Origin of the sequence: Sphingomonas sp. SRS2 (assembly GCF_000971055.1) — a bacterium.
Taxonomy (GTDB): Bacteria; Pseudomonadota; Alphaproteobacteria; order Sphingomonadales; family Sphingomonadaceae; genus Rhizorhabdus.
The window spans coordinates 20,356-35,734 of record NZ_LARW01000095.1 but is presented as its reverse complement, the minus strand read 5'-3'; the positions used below and the strand labels follow the sequence as shown (position 1 = coordinate 35,734).

General features: G+C 65.9%; 12 protein-coding genes. 6 read left to right on the top strand and 6 right to left on the bottom strand.

Features of this window, described 5'->3' with window-relative positions; translation table 11 throughout:
* Window positions 1-4: 4 nt before the first annotated feature.
* Window positions 5-1,882 (top strand): tetratricopeptide repeat-containing sulfotransferase family protein, encoded by a 1,878-nt coding sequence (locus tag WP12_RS13620; RefSeq protein ID WP_046194222.1) that lies wholly within the window; start codon window positions 5-7, stop codon window positions 1,880-1,882.
* 48 nt (window positions 1,883-1,930) lie between these two features.
* Here WP12_RS13620 and WP12_RS13615 read toward each other — a convergent pair whose 3' ends face one another.
* The 3 genes from WP12_RS13615 to WP12_RS13605 form a co-directional block, all read right to left on the bottom strand.
* Window positions 1,931-2,176: a hypothetical protein gene (locus WP12_RS13615; RefSeq protein WP_046194221.1), complete on the bottom strand. Its 246-nt coding sequence runs from the start codon at window positions 2,174-2,176 to the stop codon at window positions 1,931-1,933.
* A 69-nt stretch (window positions 2,177-2,245) separates the two neighbouring features.
* A complete protein-coding gene (gene clpB, locus WP12_RS13610) occupies window positions 2,246-4,825 on the bottom strand; it encodes an ATP-dependent chaperone ClpB (RefSeq protein ID WP_046194220.1) in 2,580 nt (859 codons plus the stop codon).
* Window positions 4,826-4,898: 73 nt separating this feature from the next.
* Window positions 4,899-5,555: a hypothetical protein gene (locus tag WP12_RS13605; RefSeq protein ID WP_052730383.1), complete on the bottom strand. Its 657-nt coding sequence runs from the start codon at window positions 5,553-5,555 to the stop codon at window positions 4,899-4,901.
* A gap of 173 nt (window positions 5,556-5,728) precedes the next feature.
* Here WP12_RS13605 and WP12_RS13600 point away from each other — a divergent pair, with 173 nt between their 5' ends.
* The 3 genes from WP12_RS13600 to WP12_RS13590 are packed head-to-tail and all read left to right on the top strand — an operon-like array spanning window position 5,729 to window position 9,359.
* The gene (locus WP12_RS13600) at window positions 5,729-8,599 is read left to right on the top strand and encodes a M16 family metallopeptidase (protein ID WP_046194219.1); all 2,871 of its coding nucleotides are present in this window, start codon (window positions 5,729-5,731) and stop codon (window positions 8,597-8,599) included.
* Window positions 8,596-8,892: a hypothetical protein gene (locus WP12_RS13595; RefSeq protein WP_046194218.1), complete on the top strand. Its 297-nt coding sequence runs from the start codon at window positions 8,596-8,598 to the stop codon at window positions 8,890-8,892. Before WP12_RS13600 ends, WP12_RS13595 begins: the two co-directional genes overlap by 4 nt.
* A gap of 29 nt (window positions 8,893-8,921) precedes the next feature.
* Window positions 8,922-9,359: an acetyltransferase gene (locus WP12_RS13590; RefSeq protein WP_200894530.1), complete on the top strand. Its 438-nt coding sequence runs from the start codon at window positions 8,922-8,924 to the stop codon at window positions 9,357-9,359.
* A 98-nt stretch (window positions 9,360-9,457) separates the two neighbouring features.
* On the opposite strand, the gene WP12_RS13585 is transcribed toward WP12_RS13590, so the two are convergent.
* Genes WP12_RS13585 through gpmA form a run of 3 tightly spaced genes read right to left on the bottom strand, consistent with a single transcriptional unit; the run spans window position 9,458 to window position 11,729 of the window.
* A complete protein-coding gene (locus tag WP12_RS13585; RefSeq protein WP_046194216.1) occupies window positions 9,458-10,516 on the bottom strand; it encodes a 5-(carboxyamino)imidazole ribonucleotide synthase in 1,059 nt (352 codons plus the stop codon).
* A 10-nt stretch (window positions 10,517-10,526) separates the two neighbouring features.
* Complete coding sequence (gene purE / locus WP12_RS13580) at window positions 10,527-11,015, bottom strand: 5-(carboxyamino)imidazole ribonucleotide mutase (protein WP_046194215.1); 489 nt, start codon at window positions 11,013-11,015, stop codon at window positions 10,527-10,529.
* A 27-nt stretch (window positions 11,016-11,042) separates the two neighbouring features.
* Window positions 11,043-11,729, bottom strand: a complete 687-nt coding sequence (gene gpmA, locus WP12_RS13575; RefSeq protein WP_046194214.1) for a 2,3-diphosphoglycerate-dependent phosphoglycerate mutase — start codon at window positions 11,727-11,729, stop codon at window positions 11,043-11,045.
* Between the two features lie 113 nt (window positions 11,730-11,842).
* Between gpmA and WP12_RS13570 the strand changes: the two genes are divergently transcribed.
* Entirely contained in the window at window positions 11,843-12,547 is a 705-nt protein-coding gene (locus WP12_RS13570; protein ID WP_046194213.1) for a dienelactone hydrolase family protein, read from the top strand.
* Window positions 12,548-12,678: 131 nt separating this feature from the next.
* A complete protein-coding gene (gene ppc / locus WP12_RS13565) occupies window positions 12,679-15,360 on the top strand; it encodes a phosphoenolpyruvate carboxylase (protein ID WP_046194212.1) in 2,682 nt (893 codons plus the stop codon).
* Window positions 15,361-15,379: the final 19 nt, after the last annotated feature.

Genomic DNA, 15,379 nt, shown 5'->3' with positions numbered 1-15,379 from the left:
CCGGATGAGTCTCCCGCCCCCCCATCTCGCGCCTGTCTTCGCCCGTATCAAGATCGGCGATCTGCCTGGTGCACTCAACGCCGCCGAACAGATATTGCGATCGATCCCGAGGGATCAGCCGCTGCTGGCGCTGGCGGGCATGCTCGCCTGCCGTACGCGAGATCTGCCGACCGGTATCGCCCGGCTTCGCGAGGCGCTGGCGCTCGCCCCCGAAGACCACGCGACACGGAATAATCTGATCCGCGCGCTGATCGAGAGTGAGGCATTCGATGACGCCGCCGCGATCTGCGCGGACGGCGGCCGTGATCCGAAACTGCTGCGGCTTGCCGCCTATGTTCATCATCGCCAGGGGCGGCTCGAATCGGCGATCGCCGATTATAGGGAGGTCGTTGCGGCCTTTCCCGACGATTTCGAAAGCTGGAACAATCTCGGCAATCTCCATGCCGCGATCGGCGATGGCGAGGGCGCACTGCCGCTGCTGCGCAAGGCGATCGAACTCCGCCCCGATATCATGCTGCCCTATGTCAATCTGTCAAAGCTGCTTGCCGAGATGCAGCGCTTCGATGAGCGGCAAGCGGTGATGCGGGATGCCGCCGCACGCGGCGGGGACGACGCCGAAGTCCAGCTCGAGCTGGGCATGGCCGAAGCCTCAATGCGTGCTTTCGCAGAAGCAGAGCTCGCCTTTCGTGCTGCAATCCGTCTCAACGGCAAGTCGATCTCGGCCTATCTCGAACTGGCGGTGCTGCTGGAAAATCTCAATCGTGTCGACGCGCTTGCGGAGTTGGCCGCGGAGGCCGAGGCGCGTGGTTTGTCGGTGGGAGAGACAGGCTTCATCAAAGCGTGGCTGCTTCGCCGCCAAGGCCGGTTCGAGGAGGCGCTACCCCTCGCCCAAGCAATTCCCGAGACGATTAACCCCGTTCGTCGCTCCCAGTTGATCGCAGAGATTGCCGACCGGCTCGGCGATGCAAACACAGCCTTCACCGCCTTCGAAATGATGAATATCGCCTCGCTCGACAAGGCACCGGCTGGGCAACGCGATCCCGCGCCCTATCTCGACGAAATCCGTGCCAATGCCGACCAGCTGACATCCGAGAAAATCGCCGGCTGGAGCGAGATCAGCGTCGATCCGGCCCCGCCCGCGCCGATCTTCCTGGTCGGTTTCCCACGTTCGGGAACGACGCTGCTCGACACATTGTTGATGAACCTGCCGATGCTGCACGTGCTTGAGGAAATGCCGATCGTCCGCTCGGTCGAGACGATGCTGGGCGATCCGGCGCGGATCGGCGAGATTTCCAGCATCGAGGCTAACGCGCTGCGCGCCCGTTATTTCGACACGCTGGCGGAGGTTTCGCCACCGCAGCCGGGACAGCGGGTGGTCGACAAATTCCCGCTTCACATGGCCCGAATGGGGATCATTCACAGGGTCTTCCCCGACGCGAAAGTGATCTTTGTCGAGCGTCACCCTTGCGATTGCGTGCTCAGCGGCTTCATGTCGAGTTTCGAGCTGAATCGCGCGATGCTGAGTTTCACCAGCCTGGAAAGCGCGGCGCGACTATATGACGTCGCCTCGACCGGCTGGACGCGCGCCGAGGCGAACCTGCCGATCGATGTCATCCGGATCCGCTATGAGCGGATGGTCGAGGATTTGGAGGGGGAAATGCGTCGGCTGCTCGGCTTCCTCGACATCCCATGGGACGACAAGGTACTCGACAATCGCGGCAGCGCGGCGAAGCGCGAGCATATCCGCACCGCCAGCTACTCGCAGGTTACCGAGCCGATCTACACGCGATCGGCGGGCCGCTGGGAACGCTATCGCGTGCAGATGAAAGACGTGCTGCCGATCCTCAAGCCATGGGCGGACGGGATGGGCTACCGGATTTGAGGGCGGGCCCATCCCGAGGCGTGAGCCCCAGGATGAGCCGTCGCCGGATCAGTTGTTCTTGTAGCGCGCGGTCTGTGCCCGATCGATCGCCATCTTCTGGATACGCCGGTCTTCGGCCCACTGGGCCTTGGTGAGGCAACGCTTCTGCTTGGCGAGGCGGCTACCGACGATTTCTTCCGATTTGCAGATCAGCCGATCGGGGTCCTGAGCCTCCTTCTTCTCACCGTCGGCAGCGAAGGCGGCCGAGGACAGGGCGAAGGTGGCGATCAGGGCAACATTGACAAGCGACTTCATGGCTTTGTGATTCCCAATTTGTGCGTAGTAGCGAAATAACACAGGCGCAGCGGGCGCTGCCACCTGTTTTTAATCCGCCTTCAGCTCCAGCTTTCCGTCGCCCTCGTTGATCGTCAGCGTCGACCCGTCGGGCACTTCGCCGCGCAGGATCGCATCGGCCAGCGGGTCCTGCAGATATTTCTGCACGGCTCGCTTCAATGGCCGCGCGCCATAGACCGGATCATAGCCGACCCGGCCGAGCCACGCGCGAGCACCGTCGGTCAGGTCGAGCTTTATCTTGCGGTCCTTGAGCAGCTTGCCGACCCGGCTGACCTGGATGTCGACGATGGGGCCCATATGCTCCTGCGCCAAGCGGTGGAACAGGATGATCTCGTCGAGGCGGTTGAGGAATTCCGGGCGGAAATGGGCTCGGACCACGTCCATCACCTGATCCTCGACGCTCTCGACATCCTGGCCGTCCTCGAGGTTCGACAGATATTGGCTGCCGAGGTTCGAGGTGAGGATGATCAGCGTGTTGGAGAAGTCGACCGTGCGGCCCCGGCCATCGGTCAGCCGACCGTCGTCGAGCACCTGGAGCAGAACGTTGAACACGTCGCCATGCGCTTTCTCGACCTCATCGAACAGGATGACCTGATAGGGCCGCCGCCTCACCGCCTCGGTCAGCACGCCACCTTCTTCATAGCCGACATAGCCGGGAGGCGCGCCGATCAGCCGGGCGACGCTGTGCTTCTCCATGAACTCGCTCATGTCTATCCGCACCATCGCCGCCGAATCGTCGAACAGGAACTCGGCGAGCGCCTTGGTCAGCTCGGTCTTGCCGACGCCGGTCGGGCCGAGGAACAGGAAGCTGCCGAGCGGCCGGTTCGGATCCTGGAGACCGGCACGGCTACGGCGGACGGCGCGCGCCACCGCCTCGACCGCGTCGGTCTGGCCGATCACGCGCTTGCCAATCTCGGTCTCCATCGCCAGCAGCTTCTCGCGCTCGCCCTCGAGCATCCGTTCGACCGGGATGCCGGTCCAGCGGCCAACCACGCCGGCGATGTCCTCGGCGGTCACCTCTTCCCGCAGCATTGCCCCGGCGGTAGCGCCGGCGGCGTCGGCCAACTCGCGCTCCAGATTGGGGATCACGCCGTAGCTGATCTCACCGGCGCGGGCGAGATCGCCGCGCCGCTGCGCCTGGTCGAGCTCCATCCGCGCCGCGTCGAGCTGCTCCTTGAGCTTCGCCTCGGCGTTGATCTTGTCCTTCTCGCCCTGCCAGCGCGTGGTCATCGCCGCCGACTGCTCCTCCAGCTCGACCAGATCGGCTTCGAGCGCGTCGAGGCGATCCTTCGACGCCGCGTCAGTCTCCTTCTTCAATGCCTCGCGTTCGATCTTGAGCTGGATGATCCGCCGGTCGAGATTCTCGATCTCCTCGGGCTTGGACTCGACCTCCATGCGCAGCCGCGACGCGGCCTCGTCCATCAGGTCGATCGCCTTGTCGGGCAGGAAACGGTCGGTGATGTAGCGATTGGAGAGGGTCGCCGCCGAGACGATCGCCCCGTCGGTGATCCGCACGCCATGGTGCAGCTCGTACTTCTCCTTCAATCCGCGCAGGATCGAGATCGTGTCCTCGACGGTCGGCTCGCCGACGAACACCGGCTGGAAGCGCCGCTGCAACGCCGGATCCTTCTCGACATATTTGCGATATTCGTCGAGCGTGGTCGCGCCAATGCAGTGCAGTTCGCCGCGCGCCAGCGCCGGCTTGAGCAGGTTGCCGGCATCCATCGCGCCCTCGGACTTGCCCGCGCCGATCAGGGTATGCATCTCGTCGATGAAAAGGACGATGCTACCTTCCGCGCCCTTCACCTCGTCGAGCACGCCCTTCAGCCGCTCCTCGAACTCGCCGCGATATTTAGCGCCGGCGATCAGGCTGCCCATGTCGAGCGCCATCACCTTGCGGTCCTTCAGGCCATCCGGCACGTCGCCATTGGCAATGCGAAGGGCAAGCCCCTCCGCAATAGCCGTTTTACCGACGCCCGGTTCGCCGATCAGCACCGGGTTATTCTTGGTGCGCCGCGCCAGCACCTGAATCGTGCGGCGGATCTCCTCGTCGCGGCCGATCACCGGATCGAGCTTGCCCTCACGCGCCGCGGCGGTCAGGTCGCGGGCGAATTTCTTGAGCGCGTCGTAACGGTCCTCGGCCCCCGCCGTATCCGCGCTGCGGCCGCCGCGCAGTTCGTTGATCGCACCGTTGAGCGCTTCGGCGCGCACCCCTGCCTCGGCCAGCACCTTGCCCACCGCCGAAGTCGAGGCGAGCACCAGCGCGAGCAGCATCCGCTCGACCGTGACGAAGCTGTCGCCAGACTTCTGGGCGATCTGCTCGGCCTGATCGAGGATGCGGGCGAGGTCGTTGTCGATACCCGGCGTCTGCTGCGCACCGCCGCCCGAAACGGCGGGGATTTTGGCGAGCGCGGCATCGACGCCGCGCAGCGCGATGCCCGCGTCGCCACCCGCCGCCTTGATCAGGCCCGAGGCCATGCCCTGCTCGTCCTCGAGCAGCGCCTTCAACAGATGTTCGGGGGCGATCCGCTGATGACTCATCCGGATCGCCACGGTCTGCGCCGATTGGAGGAAGCCCTTGGCGCGGTCGGTGAATTTTTCGAGGTTCATGACTGATCCCTGTCTTTTACGTCCCGCGATATGGTGTTGCCTTTGTGCAACACAAGTGTCGATCGCAACATGTTCAGTACCAATCCGTCAGCGCCGCATGGACGATCTCCGGGGTGATCGCGCGCGCTTGATCGTCCGGCCCAACCTCGAAGAAGGCGGCGCGGCCGACGAGGCGCGGTGCGCCGATATAGGCTTCTATGGCGTGATAGCGCGGGCGGTTCGCATAGTCATCGCACATCAACGTCGCCCGGTGGCCGCCGTCCCGCGCGCGGCGCACCACATCCAGCATGCAGGCGAGGCGAAAGCGTCCATCCGTCAGGATGAAATCGGGAAAGCCATCGAGCAGCGGCCAGGGCGCGGCCACATAACGAGCCCATCGCCGCATCCGGCGCGCGGTGGGGGTCGTGTTGAACGGCCGGCACAAGCCGACGGTCAGGCCGATGTCGGGCAGAGCGAAGCGCACCGACGCTCCGGCGGGAAGCGCCTTGTTCACCGCCCGCGCAAAAAAGCGGTCGCCCTCGACCGATACGGTCGGCACACCGGCATGCGCCGCGATCAGGGTCGACGATCCGCTGCCATATTCAAGATAGGAGCGGCTTTGCGCCAGCCGCTCGCGGAACGCGTCTTCCGCGCCCGCGAAATATATCTGCTGCGGCACCGTGAAACCGGTGATTCGCTGGAGATAAAGGAATTGGGCCAGGGTCTTCCACTCGGCCGGGACAAGGCGCATCGCCGCTCCTGATAATTCGTTACGGCCGATATAAGCGTACCCGGCGTCCACTTGCCAGCGATTGCCCGGACCAACGCACGATGGCGTTCGATCAGCGTAGTGCAGGGATATTGCACCCACCGCGCCAGCGGCTAGAGTGGCGGCAATCTTCCCTTTCCGGAAAGCCTTTCCCGATGCGCCGATCCATTGTCCGTCCGCTGGCCGCGCTGTTGCTCGCGACCTCGCTGTCCGCACCCCAGCTCGCCTTCGCCGCCGAGCCCGCCGCCGTCGCCACCCTCGTGAAGGCGGTCGACATTCCCTATGAAAGCTTCACCCTCGACAACGGCCTGCGCGTCATCGTCCATACCGACCGCAAGGCCCCGGTCGTCGGCGTCTCGGTCTGGTATCATATCGGATCTAAGGACGAGCCAAAGGGCAAGACCGGCTTCGCCCACCTGTTCGAGCATCTGATGTTCAACGGATCGGAAAATGCGAATGAGGATTTCTTCAAGCCGCTGGAGGCGATCGGCGCGACCGATCTGAACGGCACGACCTGGTTCGACCGCACCAATTATTTCCAGACCGTGCCGACCGGCGCGCTCGACATGACGCTGTTCCTCGAATCTGACCGGATGGGCCACCTGCTCGGCGCGATCGACAAGGCGAAGCTCGATAACCAGCGCGGCGTCGTTCAGAACGAGAAGCGGCAGGGCGATAACGATCCCTATGGTCTGGTCGAATATGCCCAGCTCGCCGCGCTGTTCCCCGAGGGGCACCCCTATCGCCACTCGACGATCGGCTCGATGGCCGATCTCGACGCCGCCAGCCTCGACGATGTGAAGAACTGGTTCCGCGCCCATTATGGGCCGAACAATGCGGTGCTGGTGCTGGCCGGCGACATCGACGCCGCGACCGCGAAGGCGAAGGTTCGGAAGTGGTTCGGCGACATACCGCGCGGGCCCGAGACGGCGCGCGCCGCCGTTACCGTGCCGACGCTGGCCGCGCCGATCGATCAGGTGATGAAGGACCGCGTCGCCACCACGCGGATCTACCGCAACTGGGCGGTGCCGGGGCTCAACGATCCCGATCTGATCCCGCTCGACATCGGCATGGACGTGCTCGGCGGGCTCGCCTCGTCGCGCCTCGACAATGCGCTGGTCCGCAAGGACAAGACCGCGGTCGCGGTGACGGCGCAGGTCCAGCCGTTCGAGAAGATTTCGATGGTCGAGATCACCGCCGACGTCACGCCCGGAGTCGATGCCGCGGTCGTCGCTAAGCAACTCGACGCGCTGATTGCCGACTTCGTCAGGAACGGCCCGTCGGCCGATGAGGTAAAGCGCGCCGCGACGCGGCAGGTGGCGGGCGAGATAGCCGGCCTGGAGACGGTCGGCGGCTTCAGCGGCAAGGCGGTGACGCTGGCCGAGGGCGCGGTCTATTCGAACGATCCCGAAAAGTACAAGAAGGACCTCCTCGCCGCGGCCGCCGTCACGCCGGACAGCGTGCGTGCGGCATTGCAGAAGTGGCTCGGCCGCCCGGCCTACCGGCTGATGGTCGAGCCCGGCGAGCGCACCGAATCGGACATGGCGGCCGCAGGCGGCAGCGCGCGCGAGGGCATGAGCCCGGCTTATTATCGCGATCCGAAGCGTGAAGGCGGCGCCCCCGCGCCGGGTGTCGCCGCTGTCGCACAGAAGGCCGGTGTCGATCGTTCCGCCCCCCCGCCGGTTGAGGCGATCAACGACCTGACCTTCCCCGATATCGAGCGCACCACATTGTCGAACGGCATCCAGGTGGTGTTCGCCCAGCGCACCACGGTACCGACGGTGCGCGTCTCGGTCGCGTTCGACGCGGGCAACGCCGCCGATCCCAAGGCGAAGCTCGGCACCCAGGGGCTGATGCTATCGCTGCTCGATGAAGGCGCGGGTAAGCTCGATTCGATCGGCGTCGCCGAGGCGCAGGAGCGGCTCGGCGCGCAGATCGCATCGGGCGCAACGATGGACCGCACCAGCGTGTCGATGTTCGCGCTCAAGGCCAATCTCGCGCCGTCGCTCGACCTGCTCGCCGATATCGTCCAGCGCCCGACCTTCGCGCCGCCGGAAATCGAGCGGCTGCGCGGCCAGATTCTCGCCGGCATCTCCGCCGAAAACGCCCAGCCGCGAGGCATCGCGCGGCGGACGCTGCCGCCGCTGCTGTTCGGTCCGGCGCACCCTTATGGCGTGCCGTTGTCGGGCAGCGGGACCGAGGAGGGCGTAAAAGCCGTCACCCGGGCCGATCTGCTTGCCTTTCACGACGCTTGGATACGTCCCGACAATGCCAAGATTTTCGTGACCGGCGACACCACCCTGGCTGAATTGACGCCGCTGCTCGAGGCGCGCTTCGGACGCTGGGCCAAGCCGAAGGCTGCCAAGGGCGCCAAGGTCTTCAAGATGGACAGGATGGCGCGTCCGTCGCGTATCGTGCTGATCGACCGGCCGCAAAGCCCGCAAAGCTATATCATGGCCGGCCATCTGCTGCCCGCAAAGGGCACCGACGATCCGCTGACGCTGGTGGCCGCAAACGAGGTGGTCGGCGGCAGCTTCCTGTCGCGGCTCAACATGGATTTGCGTGAGACCAAGGGCTGGGCCTATGGTGCGTTCAGCCAGGTGCAGACGCTGCGCGAGACGATGCCCTTCTACTTCATCGCGCCGGTACAGACCGACCAGACCGGCCCGTCGATCGCCGCCGCGCTCGCCGACATGAAGGCTTTCCTGACGAAGGACGGCGTGAATGCCGAGGAGCGCGAACGCACGATCAACGGCCAGATCCGTTCGCTGCCGGGATCGTTCGAGACGTCGAGCGACCTGCTTGGCGCGCTGGTGACGATGGACACGCTCGGCCGGCCCGACGACTATTACACCAAATTGCCCGGCCGCTACCGCACAATGACCGCCGCCCAGATGGACGAAGCCGCCCGCGCCGCGATCCGCCCCGACGATCTGGTGTGGGTCGTCGTCGGCGACGCGGCGAAGGTCGAGCCTCAGCTCAAGACCCTGGGCTTGCCCGTCGAGAAGATGGCGAGCGGCAAATGACAACCGAAGTCTGGGATTGCGTGACCAAGGCGCCGTTCGGCGAGCAGAAGTCGGTGTTCACCATCGTCCGCGATGGCGACAGCTTCACCGGCAGCAATGTCGCCGATATCGGCGTGCTGCCGGTGATCGACGGCCGGATCGAGGGCGACAGGCTGGTCTGGAAGATGCCGACCACCAAGCCGATGCCGATGACCCTCATCGGCAAGGCCGTGATCGACGGTGACCGATTGGAAGGCACGGTGACGATCGGCCCGATGGGCAAGGCGGCAATGACGGGGGTGCGGCGGAGCTGAGCCTCCTCCGTCCGGCAATGGCCACGACCATGATCATCCGTCCTGCGCGACCGAAGGACGGCATGCGCGCTATCGAGATATGGCGCGGCGCTGTCGACGCGACGCACGGCTTCCTGATGCCCGAGGACCGCGCCGCGATCGACGAGATGCTATGCGCCTTCCTGCCCGAAGCGCCGCTGTGGCTTGCGGTCGATCAGGCAGACCGCGCCGTCGGCTTCATGCTCCTCGACGGTGGGCATATGGAGGCGCTGTTCGTCGATCCTCTTTTCCATGGCCGCGGTGTCGGCCGCGCGCTTGTGGCGCACGGCCTGGCACTGCATCCGGCGATGACCACCGACGTCAACGAGCAGAACGGACAGGCGGTGCGCTTCTACGAACGGATGGGGTTCGTGGCGACCGGGCGATCGGCGCTCGACGGGCAGGGCCGGCCCTATCCGCTGATCCATTTGCGCTACGGCCCGGCCTGACAAGGGCAGCCTGGGGATAGGCCGACCGCCGCATCAGGGCCGGCCTCGCCGCAACGACACTCAGCAGCCTCCCCGCCTCAGCCAGGGCGATGCCTGAATCAATCGAAGAACAGCTTCGTCACATGGCCCATCTTGCGGCCCGGGCGAGCCTGCCCCTTGCCGTAAAGGTGGAGATGCGCGGCGGGATCGGAGAGGATGATGTCCCAGTCGCCCGCCTGATCGCCGATCAGGTTGCGCATCTCGACGCGCGGCGCGGCGCGTGCGGTGGAGCCCAGCGGCAGGCCGCAAATGGCGCGGATATGGTTCTCGAACTGCGACGTCACCGCGCCCTCGATCGTCCAATGGCCGCTATTGTGGACGCGGGGCGCCATCTCGTTGAACACCGGACCGGCGGGGGTATCGAAATATTCGATCGCCAGCACACCGACATAATCGAGTTCGGTGACGATCTTTTCGGCGAGCGCCTTCGCCGCCGCGACCGTGGCGGGCGACAGCGCGGCGGGCACCGTCGACAGGGCGAGGATGCCGTCCTCATGGACGTTGAGCACCGGATCCCAGATCGCCATCGCGCCATCGGCGCCGCGCACGATCAGCAGCGAGAATTCCCGCTCGAAATCGACGAAGCCTTCGAGCACAGCGGGCTCCCAGGCGAGCGAGGCCCAGGCCTCGTCGGCGTCGGCGACATCCTTCAATCGCGCCTGGCCCTTGCCGTCATAGCCGAACCGCCGCGTCTTGAGGATCGCGGGCGCGCCGATCAGGTCGAGCGCGGTATCGAGGTCGGCGCGTTCGGAGACCACCGCCCAAGGCGCGGGGCGGCCGCCGATCGCCTTGACGAAGGCCTTTTCGGTCGCGCGGTCCTGCGCCACACCAAGCGCGCGCGGATGCGGCGCGAGCGGCGCACGCAACGCTTCGAGCGGCGCAACCGGGATATTCTCGAACTCATAGGTGATGACGTCGACAGTCGCGGCGAAAGCCTGCAGCGCATCGACATCGTCATAGGCGCCCTGCACCCAGCGCGAGGCAACGTCGGCGGCGGGGCCGCTCGGCTCGGGCGCGTAGATCGCGCTGCGATAGCCGAGATGGGCCGCAGCCATGCTGAGCATCCGGCCAAGCTGGCCGCCGCCGATGATACCGATTGTCTTGCCGGGCGGAATCATGTGCGCAGGATCAGTCGAATGGCTCGACCGCGACGTCGGCGGTCTGCTTCGCCCGCCAGGCATCGAGCCGTTCGGCGAGCGCGGAATCGTTGTTCGCTAGCATCGCGGCCGCGAACAGCGCCGCGTTGATCGCGCCGGGCTTGCCGATCGCAAAGGTGCCGACCGGAATGCCGCCGGGCATCTGGACGATCGACAACAGGCTGTCCATGCCCTTGAGCGCCTTCGATTCGACCGGCACGCCGAGCACCGGCAGGCGCGTCATCGACGCGGTCATGCCGGGCAGATGAGCAGCGCCGCCGGCCCCGGCGATGATCGCCTTCAGCCCGCGCCCGACCGCCGATTTGGCATAATCATAGAGCCGGTCGGGGGTGCGATGCGCCGACACGACCAGCGTCTCATGCGGAACGCCGAGCGCCTTCAGCGTCTCCGCGGCATGGCTCATCGTCTCCCAGTCGGAGCGGCTCCCCATGATAATCCCGATCAGCGGCGCCTGTGCCATGCGCTAATACTCCCCCAAAAAGCTCTTTTACCGCTCGGACAGATAATAGCGATCCTTGGCGCTGAGATCGTCGGCAAGGTCATAGACGATCGGCTGGCCGGTCGGAATCTCCAGATGGGTGATCTCGTCGTCGGGAATGCCCGACAGATGCTTGACCAGCGCCCGCAACGAATTGCCATGCGCCGAAATGACCACCCGCTTGCCCGCCTTCAGGTCGGGAGCGATCCGTGCCTCCCAATAGGGCAGGACGCGCGCGATGGTGTCCTTGAGGCTTTCGGTCGAGGGAATGGCGATGCCCTTGTAGCGCAGGTCGGCGGCAAGATCGAACTCACCGCCCGCATCGAGCAGCGGCGGCGGAATATCGAAGCTGCGCCGCCAGATCTTGACCTGATCGTCGCCATGCTTCGCCGCCGTCTCGGCCTTGTTGAGCCCGGTCAGGCCACCATAATGGCGCTCGTTGAGCCGCCAGTCCTTTTCGACCGGCAACCACAGCCGGCCCATGGCCTCGAGCGCGATATTCAGCGTCTTGATCGCGCGGGTCTGGAAGCTGGTATAGCACATATCGAAGTCGAGGCCCTTCGCGGCCATCAACTCGCCCGCGGCCTTCGCCTCCGCGACGCCCTGATCGGTCAGGTCGACATCCCACCAGCCGGTGAAGCGGTTCTCCAGATTCCAGGCCGACTGGCCATGGCGGATCAGAACGAGCGTCGGCATTTTTTCCCCTTAATCGCGGCGGAACGCGCCTCTTAATGGGCAGCCTTCAATCTGTCACCCTTGCATTGGGATATAGGCGGCGCAAAAGCAGCTTTTCGAGAGGAACCGCCATCATGCCGATCGTCACCAGGCCCATCCGCTATGCGCATGGCGGGATCATCTTCGAGGCTTTCGCCACCTGGGACGACGCCGCCCCCGGGCCGCGTCCGCTGGTGCTGGTCGCGGGCACTTTCATGGGCCGCTCGCGATTTGAGGAGGGCAAGGCGCGCTCGCTCGCCGAGCTCGGCTATGTCGGGGTCGCGATCGACGTCTATGGGGTCGACCACTGGCCCGCCGACGCCGATCAGGCGCGTGCCCGGATGGCCACGCTCGACGCCGACCGCGCCGAATTGAAGGCCCGGCTGCGCGTCGCGCTCGATGCCGCGCTGGCGGCGGACGCGCCGGTCGATCGGGCGAAAGTCGCGGCGATCGGCTTCTGCTTCGGCGGCAAATGCGTCCTCGATCTCGCCCGCAGCGGTGCCGGGCTTGCCGGCGTGGTGAGCTTCCACGGCCTCTACGACGCTCCCCCCTTCCCCAACGAGGCGATCAGCGCGAAGATCCTCGCCCTCCACGGCTGGGAAGATCCTCTCGCCCCTCCCGACGCGGTGCTCGGCCTGGCCAGCGAAATGACCGAGGCGGGCGCCGACTGGCAACTCCACGCCTATGGCCACACCGTCCACGCCTTCACCAATCCCGCGCGCGAGGGGATGTATAGCCCTGCGGCGGATGCGCGATCGTGGCAGGCGATGCGGAACTTTCTGAACGAGATTTTCGCCTGACCCGCGCAGGGCTGGAGTCCGGGGCGACCATGGACCTATGCCGAAAGTCGCGATCGCGCGCTGGTCGTCCGGCCGCCGCCGGGCGACGTGATGGGTTGACGACCAAAATATTGCGGCGCAGCATCCCAGCCATGTCCAGCACGCCGCCGATCACCCAGAATCCCGACATCCGCTTCCTCGGCCGACTGCTCGGCGACGTGATCAAGGCCTATGGCGGCGAGGCGCTGTTCCGGCGGATCGAATATATCCGCTCGGCCTCGGTCGATCGCGCGCGCGGGATCGTCGATGCGCATCAGATCGACTCGGGGCTCGACGCGCTCACCCTCGACGATACGCTCGCCTTCGTGCGCGGCTTCATGCTCTTCTCGATGCTCGCCAACCTTGCAGAGGACCGGCAGGGGGTCGCCGCCGAGCCGGGCGCCGACGTCGCCGCCGCACTCGACCGGCTGGAAAAGCAGGGCATATCGCGTTCGAACGTCGTCGACATGCTCGACAAGGCGCTGATCGCGCCAGTGCTGACCGCCCACCCGACCGAGGTGCGGCGCAAGAGCATGATCGATCACCGCAACAAGATCGCCGAGTTGATGACGCTCAAGGACATCGGCCGGACCGAGACCGCCGACGGCGACCTGATCGACCAGGCGATCTACCGCCAGATCGCGCTGCTGTGGCAGACCCGTCCGCTGCGCCGCGAGAAGCTCTATGTGGCCGACGAGGTCGAGAGCGCGCTCGCCTTTCTGCGCGACATCTTCCTGCCGACCCTGCCCGCGCTTTATTCGCGCTGGCAACGCGCGCTCGGACATCGCCCGGCCAGCTTCCTGCGCCCCGGCAGCTGGATCGGCGGCGACCGCGACGGCAATCCCTTCGTCAATGCCGACTCGCTGCGCCTGGCGCTGTCGCGGGCGGCGGAGACGGTGGTCGGCTATTATCTCCAGCAACTTCACGAGCTCGGCGCCGAACTGTCGATCTCGACCGAGCTGGCCGAGGCGACCTGGGAGGTCGAGAAGCTCGCCGAAGCATCGGGCGACAAGAGCTCGACCCGCAGCGACGAGCCCTATCGCCGCGCGATCACCGGCATCTACTCGCGCCTGTCGAAGACCTATCAGCAGCTGACCGGACGCACGCCCCCGCGCCTTCCCGCGACCGATGCCGAAGGCGGCCTTTATGAGGACCCCGCGTCGCTGCGCGCCGACCTGATCCAGATCGCACATGCGCTCAACCGCACCGGGGCGGGATCGCTGTCGGGCAGCGGCTCGCTCGGCCGGCTGATCCGCGCGGTCGAGACTTTCGGCTTCCATCTCGCCACGCTCGACATGCGGCAGAATGCCGATGTCCATGAGCGGGTGATCGCCGACCTGCTCAAAGTCGCGGGGGTCGAGGACGACTATCTGAAGCTCGACGAGGACGCGCGGGTCGATTTGCTGCGCAGCGAACTCGCCTCGAAGCGGCTGCTGCGCACCCCCTTCGGCGCCTATTCGGAGGAGACGCTGTCCGAGCTGGAGATCGTCCTGGCCGCTGCCGAGGCGCACAAGCTCTATGGGCCGGAGGCGATCACCACCTATCTCATTTCCAAGGCCGAGAGCGTGTCGGACATGCTCGAGGTCAACGTCCTGCTCAAGGAAGCCGGGCTCTATGTTCCCGGCAATCCGCCGACCGCCGCGATCATGGCGGTGCCGCTGTTCGAGACGATCGGCGATCTTCAGCGTGCGCCCGAGGTGATGACGAAGTGGTTCGCGCTGCCAGAGGTCTCGGAGATCACCGCCGCGCGTGGGCATCAGGAGGTGATGGTCGGCTATTCGGATTCGAACAAGGACGGCGGCTATCTGACCTCGGTGTGGAGCTTGCACGAGGCATCAAGCGCGCTGAAGCCGGTCTTCGCCAAGGCGGGGACCGCGATCCAGCTGTTCCACGGCCGTGGCGGCGCTGTCGGCCGTGGCGGCGGCTCGAGCTTCGCGGCGATCCTGGCGCAGCCGCATGGCACGGTGCAGGGCCGCATCCGCATCACGGAGCAGGGCGAGGTGATCGCCGCCAAATATGGCACGCGCGAGAGCGCCGCCGCCAATCTGGAGGCGATGACCTCCGCGACGCTGCTCGCCAGCCTGGAGGAAGCCGCGCTCAAGCCCGCCGACGCCAAACGCTTCTTCGCGGCGATGGACGAGATTTCGGGGACGGCGTTCAAGGCCTATCGCGGGCTGGTCTATGAGACCGAGGGCTTTCGCACCTTCTTCCGCCAGATGACCCCGATCGCCGAGATCGCCGACCTGAAAATCGGTTCGCGCCCCGCCAGCCGCACCAAGAGCGACCGGATCGAGGATCTGCGCGCCATTCCCTGGGTGTTCAGCTGGGCGCAGGCGCGGGTGATGCTGCCCGGCTGGTATGGCGTCGGCCAGGGGCTCAGGGCCTATAAGGACATCGGCCTGCTGCGCGAGATGCTCGAAGCCTGGCCCTTCTTCCAGTCGACCCTCGCCAATCTGGAAATGGTGCTCGCCAAGTCGGACATGGATCTCGCCGAACGCTATGTCGCGCTGGTCGAGGATCAGGACATGGGCAAGGCGATCTTCGGCGAGATCCGGGATGGGTGGCAAATGGCGCAGGATTGCCTGTTGTCGATCACCCGCCAGACCCGGCTGCTCCAGAAGAATCCGTCGCTCGACCAGTCGATCCGGCTGCGCCTGCCCTATATCGAGCCGCTCAACCTGCTCCAGATCGAACTGCTCAAGCGCCACCGCGCGGGCGAGGACGACCCGCGCGTACGCGAAGGCATCCAGCTCTCGATCAATGCGATCGCGACCGCGCTGCGCAACAGCGGCTGATATAGGCTCTTCGTCGTCA

Excerpts from the sequence above, each read along its gene's own strand:
- purE (WP_046194215.1), bottom strand. The coding sequence starts at position 11,015 with ATGGCACAGGCGCCGCTGATCGGGATTATCATGGGGAGCCGCTCCGAC.
- WP12_RS13605 (WP_052730383.1), bottom strand. The coding sequence starts at position 5,555 with ATGCGCCTTGTCCCGGCCGAGTGGAAGACCCTGGCCCAATTCCTTTAT.
- WP12_RS13595 (WP_046194218.1), top strand. The coding sequence starts at position 8,596 with ATGACAACCGAAGTCTGGGATTGCGTGACCAAGGCGCCGTTCGGCGAG.
- gpmA (WP_046194214.1), bottom strand. The coding sequence starts at position 11,729 with ATGCCGACGCTCGTTCTGATCCGCCATGGCCAGTCGGCCTGGAATCTG.
- WP12_RS13600 (WP_046194219.1), top strand. The coding sequence starts at position 5,729 with ATGCGCCGATCCATTGTCCGTCCGCTGGCCGCGCTGTTGCTCGCGACC.
- clpB (WP_046194220.1), bottom strand. The coding sequence starts at position 4,825 with ATGAACCTCGAAAAATTCACCGACCGCGCCAAGGGCTTCCTCCAATCG.
- WP12_RS13570 (WP_046194213.1), top strand. The coding sequence starts at position 11,843 with ATGCCGATCGTCACCAGGCCCATCCGCTATGCGCATGGCGGGATCATC.
- WP12_RS13615 (WP_046194221.1), bottom strand. The coding sequence starts at position 2,176 with ATGAAGTCGCTTGTCAATGTTGCCCTGATCGCCACCTTCGCCCTGTCC.
- WP12_RS13620 (WP_046194222.1), top strand. The coding sequence starts at position 5 with ATGAGTCTCCCGCCCCCCCATCTCGCGCCTGTCTTCGCCCGTATCAAG.
- WP12_RS13590 (WP_200894530.1), top strand. The coding sequence starts at position 8,922 with ATGATCATCCGTCCTGCGCGACCGAAGGACGGCATGCGCGCTATCGAG.
- WP12_RS13585 (WP_046194216.1), bottom strand. The coding sequence starts at position 10,516 with ATGATTCCGCCCGGCAAGACAATCGGTATCATCGGCGGCGGCCAGCTT.
- ppc (WP_046194212.1), top strand. The coding sequence starts at position 12,679 with ATGTCCAGCACGCCGCCGATCACCCAGAATCCCGACATCCGCTTCCTC.